Raw genomic sequence first — 6350 nt, 5'->3', positions numbered from 1 at the left:
CGAACAAACCCATTGCCACGACGACGAAGTCGATGCCGTCGGCCAGCTGAAGGCTGTCGAAGGTGAAACGTGAAGCGCCGCTGAAGCTGTCACGCCCCACCGTGGCCAGCAGCAGACCGACGCACCCGGCGATCAGCGCCTTGAGCTTGTTGCCGCTGCCGATCGTGGCGACGAGCAAGACGCCCAACAACGCAAGGGCCGCGTACTCCGGAGGGCCGAAGTCAAGGGCGATGCTCGCCACCACCGGGGCCAGCAGGGTCAGTCCGATGATCGAAATGGTCGCGCCGACAAAGGAACCGATCGCCGCTATGCCAAGTGCTGTGCCTGCCTTGCCCTGTTTGGCCAGGGCGAAGCCGTCGAAGACGGTGACCACCGACGACGCTTCACCGGGAAGGCGTAGGAGTACTGACGTGATGGTGCCGCCGTACTGGGCGCCGTAGTAGATGCCGGCGAGCATGATGATCGCCGACACCGGGTCGATGGTGTAGGTGATCGGCAGCAGAATCGCGATGGTGGCCGCAGGCCCAAGTCCTGGCAGCACGCCGATGACCATGCCGATCAGCACACCGATCAGGCAGTAGAGCAGATTGTGAGGCTCGACGACGACTGCGAACCCGTTGAGAAATCCGTTAATGTCCATGGCTCTGAATAGCTTTAGAAGGCGATGAGGTGGGGCAGCGGGATCCGCAGGCCGTAGAGGAACAGGAAGTAGAAGGCCGCCGTGGTCAGCACGCTGATCACGATGGTGTTGCGCCAGCTCTCGCCGCCGAGGAAGCGCAGCCAGATCACGCAGAGCGCGAGCGCTGGAATCTCGAAGCCGGTCAACGGCAACAGCAGACCGAACGCGACGAACGTGACGACACCGATCACCGGCAGCGCGCTGCTCCTGGTGAACGCCTCGCTATCGGTGAGCCCGCGGCCGACGACGAGCAGCAGCACCGACAGCGTCGCGATCACCACACTGACGATGAATGGCCATAGGCCGGGGCCGGGTTCCCGCAGGGACCCCAGCCCGTAGCCGTAGGCGAGCACCGCACCGCCGACGCCGATCGCGATCCCGACCACCGCGCCCACCGTCTGATAGGCGGGTCCACCCGTTGGCGGGCGTTCCTCCTCCAGTTCGTGGGCGACCTCCGCCTCGATCTCAGCGAGGATGTCGCGGGTGTGCGGGTGCTCGGCCATCCGCTCAGCCTTCATCACGCAGATTGATGCCGTACTGCTTGACCAGATCGGCGTAGCGCTTCTGGTCGGATTGCAGCTGCGCAAGCACCTCGTCGCCCGGCTGCTCCATCGGCGTCAGGCTGTTCTGCTTGTTGAACGCCTTGTAGTCCTCGGTCGCAAAGGTCGCCTTCATGCCCTCGACGATCTTGTCCTGGATCTCCTGCGGGGTGTCCTTTGGAACCGTCATGAATCGGTACTGCGCGACCTCGACGTCGAGACCCTGCTCTTTCGCGGTCGGGACCTCGGGCAGGTACTCGATGCGCTCGGGACCGAAGACGCTCAGCGGAATCAGCTTGCCGGACTGGATGTTCTCGATCGCCTCGCCGACCTGAAGGGAGGCCACGTCGATCTGGTTGCCCAGGACCGCGGCCAGCGCGGGCGCGCCACCGTCGAACGGAACAGCCTGCGACTCGACGTTGGTGTTCTTGAACAGCAGCGCGGCGGCCAGCTGTGCGCCGGTGCCGACGCCAGTGGTGCCATACCGGACCACGCGCTGGGCGTTCTCCAGATCCTTGAGCGTTTTGTATCCGCTCGCGGGGTTGGTGACCAGCACGTAGTCGTCGCGAGAGACGCCGTAGACGACGTCGAAGTCGTCGATCTTGGTGACCTCATCCGGGCTTACGGCAAGCGGCGTGATCGCGAACAGGGACGCATTCTGGATCGCGATCACGGAGCCATCTTTGGGGGCCTTGGCCACCTCGGCCGCTGCCAGCGCGCCGTTGGCGCCTTCGCGGTTGATGACAGGGAACGATGCGCCCAAGTTGTCGCTCAGACCTTTGGAAACCGCGCGGCTGATCAGGTCGCTAGAGCCGCCGGGCGAGGCGCCGACGTACATCTCGACGGTGCCCGACGGGTAATCGCCGCCGCCGCCACCTCCGGTGCTGGTTTCCACGCCACCGCAGGCGGTGAGGGCGAGGCCGGCGACGGCTGCCGCCGCGATGCCGGCGCGGACGCGGGGATGGAGTGCGGCGGAAGTCATCATGGAATTCGACTCCTGTGTCTGGTTCCTGTGTCTGGGGGTCACACAGCGCGGCCGCTGTGGCCGTCATCACTCAATAAGGTAAAGACTGGCGGCAATACCTGTCCAACTCCGATCTGGCATCGATTGATACCTTTCCCGCATGGATGACGTGGCGGATTGCGCGTGCTACTCAGATCGCGTCAACGGGGGAGCCGGAGCTGGGCCTCGGCTGGTGCCCCAGCGCCGCGGCTAGAACCAACCGTCGCGCATCTCGAGCGTGGTGCGGTCGAGGCTCTCGAGCAGATCGAGTTGCGGTGCTGTCCTTGGCAATTCGTAGCGGAAGAAGTAGCGCGCAGCCTGGCGCTTGCCGTCGTAGAAGTCCCCGGCCTGGCCCTGCGTGGCGAGGTACTGCTCCAACCACATCCAGGCGACGACGATATGGCCGAACGCCTCGAGGTAGGTCACGCTGTTGGCCAGCGCCGCGTCGATGTCGCCGGAGCCGAACATGGCCATGGTCACGTCGACCAGGCGCTGCCAGGCGTTTTCCAGGTGTGCGGCGAACTCGGTCGGCTCACCGCCTGCGGACTTGGCGGCGTTGATCGTCTGGCTCATCGCCTTGGCCAACGCGGCGAGGCTGGCACCGTCACGTTGAGTCACCTTGCGGCCCAACAGGTCAAGGCTCTGTATTCCGTGGGTGCCCTCGTGGATGGGGTTGAGCCGGTTGTCACGGTAATGCTGTTCGACGTCGTACTCGCGGGTGTAGCCGTAGCCGCCGTGCACTTGGATCGCCAGGTCGTTGGCTGCCAGGCACCACTGCGACGGCCAGCTCTTGCCGACCGGCGTCAGGATGTCGAGCAACAGTGTCGTCGCGTCCCGCTCGTCATCGGACTCGGCGCTGTGCTGCAGGTCGACGAGCTTGGCGCAGTACAACAGCAACGCCATACCACCCTCGACATAAGCCTTCTGCGCCAACAACATTCGTTTCACATCGGCGTGCTCGATGATGGGGATCTGCGGCGTCGACGGGTCCTTGGCCGTCACAGGGCGGCCCTGCGGTCGTTCGCGCGCGTACTCCAGTGACTTGAGGTAGCCGGTGTAGCCCAGCGACACGGCGGCCATCCCGACGCCGAGGCGCGCCTCGTTCATCATGTGGAACATATACGTGATGCCGCGGTGCGGCTCTCCGACGAGATAGCCGACAGCTCCGGCCTTTCCGCCACGTGTGAACATTCCCTCGCCGAAGTTGAGCACCGTGTTGGTGATGCCCCGCTGGCCCATCTTGTGGTTCAGGCCGGCCAGCACCACGTCGTTGCGCTCACGGACCGTACCGTCGGCGTCGACGAGAAACTTCGGCACGATGAACAGCGAGATGCCCTTGGTGCCGGGCGGCCCGCCGGGAATCTTGGCCAGCACCAGGTTGACGATGTTGTCGGTGAGCTCGTGCTCCGCGCCGGAGATCCACATCTTGGAGCCGAACAACCGATAGGTGCCGTCGTCCTGTGGCTCGGCGCGGGTGAGGATGTCGGCAAGCGACGAGCCCGCCTGCGTCTCGGACAGGGCCATCGTCCCGGAAAACCGGCCTGCCAGCATCGGTTTGAGGAACGCGTCGATCTGGTCGGGGGTGCCGAATTTGGCGAGCAGGTTGGCGTTGGCGATCGTCAGCATGAGGTAGCCCGTGGTGCTGACGTTGGCCGCGGCGAACCAGGCGAAGCCCGCTTCGGCCACGGTCATCGGCAGCTGCGCACCGCCGAGGGTCTGGTCCATCCCCATACCGATCAGGTCGGCCTGCGCGAAGGCATCGAGGGCCTGCTTGACCTCGGGTATGACGTTCACCTTCTCGCCGTCGAAGCTCGGCTCGTTGGCATCGCTCTTCTTGTTGTGCGGCGCGAAGTACTTCGTGGCCAGTTGTTCGCAGAGGTCGAGGACGCCGTCAAACGTCTCGCGGGAATGCTCGCCGAACCGCTCCCGCTTGGTCAGCTCGTCGACGCGCAGCCACTCGTACAGAAGAAAGTCGAGGTCGCGCCTTGATAGCAGAGTGGACTTCACCTGTTCATCTTGGCCTCTAACTTCGCCGAGCCCGTCCCCGGCTTCGCGTGGGCCAGTTTGGAGGACATGACCGGACAGGCCGTATAGCCGTATAGTTCGTTCAGTTCGTACTGAACGAACTACGTGGAGGTCTTGCAGTGACGCCCGAAGAGGCCGAGTACGTCGACCGTATGGGCCTGTTCTTCGAGATGACGGGCGGATCCCGCACGCTCGGCCGCGTCTACGGATGGCTGCTGATCTGCGACCCGGACCAGCAGTCGTTGACCGCGCTCGCCGAGACGCTGTCGGTCAGCAAGGCGTCGGTCAGCACCGTGGCCCGCCAGCTTCAGGACGGCGGCCTGATCGAGCGGCTGCCGAGCTCCACCCGCCAGCACCACTACCGGGTGACGCCGGGCGGGTTCACCGCGGTGCTCAATGTGCAGCTGTCCCGGATGGGGATGGGAATCGAAGCCGCCGACTTCGGATTGTCAGTAGTGGGCGAGGACCGCAAGGACCAGCGGGAGCGTCTGGAGGACTTCCGGGACTTCTGCCAATTCTCCGCCGAGTACTACCGCGACGAGTTCATGCAGCGATGGATCGATTACAGGGAAAGCAGGAGGAACCGATGACGATGCCACAGAGCAGACTCGACTTCAGCAGCGTGCGCTGGAACTCCGTCAAGTGGACCAATCTGGTGACGCTGTACCTGCGGGCGTGTGAAAGCCGTTTGCCGCAGCCTGTTTTGGGCGACCACGCCGCTGCTGAAGCCGTCGCCCGCATCGACTACGACTTCGAACGCATGCACAAGGCCGCCCAACCATGGGCGAACCAGTACCTCGTCGCGCTGCGCGCCCGCACGCTCGACGACTGGAGCGCCGACTTCCTGCGGCGCCATCCGAATGCCGTTGTGCTGCATCTCGGTTGCGGGATGGACACCCGGGCGTTCCGGCTGCAGCTGCCCGCAGACGTGGACTGGTTCGACGTGGATCAACCGGACGTCATCGAGTTGCGGCGCCAGCTCTTCGACGAGAGCGGCGGCTACCACATGATCGGCTCGTCAGTGACCGAGGAGGGCTGGCTCGACCGAATCCCGACCGGGCGGCCGCTGCTGGTGGTCGCCGAGGGACTGCTCATGTACCTGTCAGAGCGTCAAGTGTGGGAGTTATTTCAACGGGTGACCGACCGATTCGGCAGCGGTGAGCTGCTGTTCGACACGCTGTCCCCGATGGGCCCGCGACTGTCGCTGCTCTTCACCAAGGGAATCGTCAAATGGGGCATCCGTGATGCCCGGGAGATCGAGGCGTGGAATCCGCGGCTTCGGTTCCTCGAGCAGAGCTCCGCGTTGGCGGGCTTCGACAAGATCGCAGAGACGCCGCAACGACGGCTGTACCGGGTGCTGAACGCGACGCCGATCCGCCGCTACGACGTGGTCAACCGTTTCGCGTTCTGAGCTATTTGGCCGGCGCGGCGTCCGATTCGCCGGGCAGCGCGCCCACGTCGACACCGAGCGGTGAATCCGCACGCACGGCTTCGTCGCGGATCAGGCCTCGCAGCAGCGCGGTGCTGAACTCGACGGCGATCTCCTGCGCGGTGCGCCGGCCATGCGGCCGCAGCCATCGGTAGGAGCCGAGAGTCATCCCGATATAGCCCAGCGCCAACACGTGCGAGTCGCAGTCGTAGAACTCACCGCTGGCGATGCCGCGATCGATCACGTCGCGAATGTGTTCATAGACCTGCGACTCGGCCTGCCGGATGTAGGCGACCTGGTCCTCGGTGAACCACTCGGTGATGTACGGGCCCTCCTGGAAGTACACCGCCGCGCGTTCGATGTTGCCGGCGATGCCGACCAGCAGTCGGCGGGTGAAGTGGTAGATCGTCTCGCGAGCCGACGCCGTCGGGTCGTCGTGCACCGCATCGACGGTGAAGTCGGCCGCGCCCTTGTAGATGTCGTAGAGGATCAGCGACTTGCTGGCGTAGTAGTGGTAGACGGTCGCCTTGTTGAGGCCCACGGCGTCGGCGACGTCGTCCATCCTGGTGCCGTGATAGCCGCGCGCGGCGAACAGCTTGGTGGCGACGGCCAACAGTTCGTCGCGACGGGACATCCCGTTGGTGGCGACATCCGAAGACGTGGAAGGCATGGCGA

The 6350-nt window shown here is 64.8% G+C and carries 7 protein-coding genes; 2 read left to right on the top strand and 5 right to left on the bottom strand.

Translation table 11 applies throughout. From position 1 onward, the window contains the following. The 4 genes from VFH65_RS30550 to VFH65_RS30535 all read right to left on the bottom strand — a co-directional run. The coding region (locus VFH65_RS30550) for a tripartite tricarboxylate transporter permease (protein WP_353327060.1) at nucleotides 1–640 on the bottom strand (640 nt) is incomplete at its 3' end. A 14-nt stretch (nucleotides 641–654) separates the two neighbouring features. Continuing rightward, nucleotides 655–1182, bottom strand: coding sequence for a tripartite tricarboxylate transporter TctB family protein (locus VFH65_RS30545; RefSeq protein WP_353327058.1), 528 nt, complete (start codon nucleotides 1180–1182; stop codon nucleotides 655–657). A 4-nt stretch (nucleotides 1183–1186) separates the two neighbouring features. Continuing rightward, complete coding sequence (locus tag VFH65_RS30540) at nucleotides 1187–2200, bottom strand: Bug family tripartite tricarboxylate transporter substrate binding protein (protein WP_353327056.1); 1014 nt, start codon at nucleotides 2198–2200, stop codon at nucleotides 1187–1189. A gap of 231 nt (nucleotides 2201–2431) precedes the next feature. Continuing rightward, nucleotides 2432–4228 carry an acyl-CoA dehydrogenase gene (locus tag VFH65_RS30535; protein ID WP_353327054.1) on the bottom strand — a complete coding sequence of 599 codons (1797 nt, stop codon included), beginning with the start codon at nucleotides 4226–4228 and terminating at the stop codon, nucleotides 2432–2434. Between the two features lie 137 nt (nucleotides 4229–4365). Here VFH65_RS30535 and VFH65_RS30530 point away from each other — a divergent pair, with 137 nt between their 5' ends. Together VFH65_RS30530 and VFH65_RS30525 are read left to right on the top strand one after the other, a co-directional pair. Then, nucleotides 4366–4836: a GbsR/MarR family transcriptional regulator gene (locus VFH65_RS30530; RefSeq protein ID WP_353327052.1), complete on the top strand. Its 471-nt coding sequence runs from the start codon at nucleotides 4366–4368 to the stop codon at nucleotides 4834–4836. A gap of 2 nt (nucleotides 4837–4838) precedes the next feature. Further along, nucleotides 4839–5657, top strand: a complete 819-nt coding sequence (locus VFH65_RS30525) for a class I SAM-dependent methyltransferase (protein ID WP_414688547.1) — start codon at nucleotides 4839–4841, stop codon at nucleotides 5655–5657. Between the two features lies 1 nt (nucleotide 5658). On the opposite strand, the gene VFH65_RS30520 is transcribed toward VFH65_RS30525, so the two are convergent. Further along, nucleotides 5659–6345, bottom strand: coding sequence for a TetR/AcrR family transcriptional regulator (locus tag VFH65_RS30520; protein ID WP_353327048.1), 687 nt, complete (start codon nucleotides 6343–6345; stop codon nucleotides 5659–5661). Nucleotides 6346–6350: the final 5 nt, after the last annotated feature.

It is taken from the genome of Mycobacterium sp. (genome assembly GCF_035697385.1).
Lineage (GTDB): Bacteria > Actinomycetota > Actinomycetes > Mycobacteriales > Mycobacteriaceae > Mycobacterium.
The sequence above is the reverse complement of the archived record's forward strand: the minus strand, read 5'-3'. Positions and strand labels throughout refer to the sequence as shown.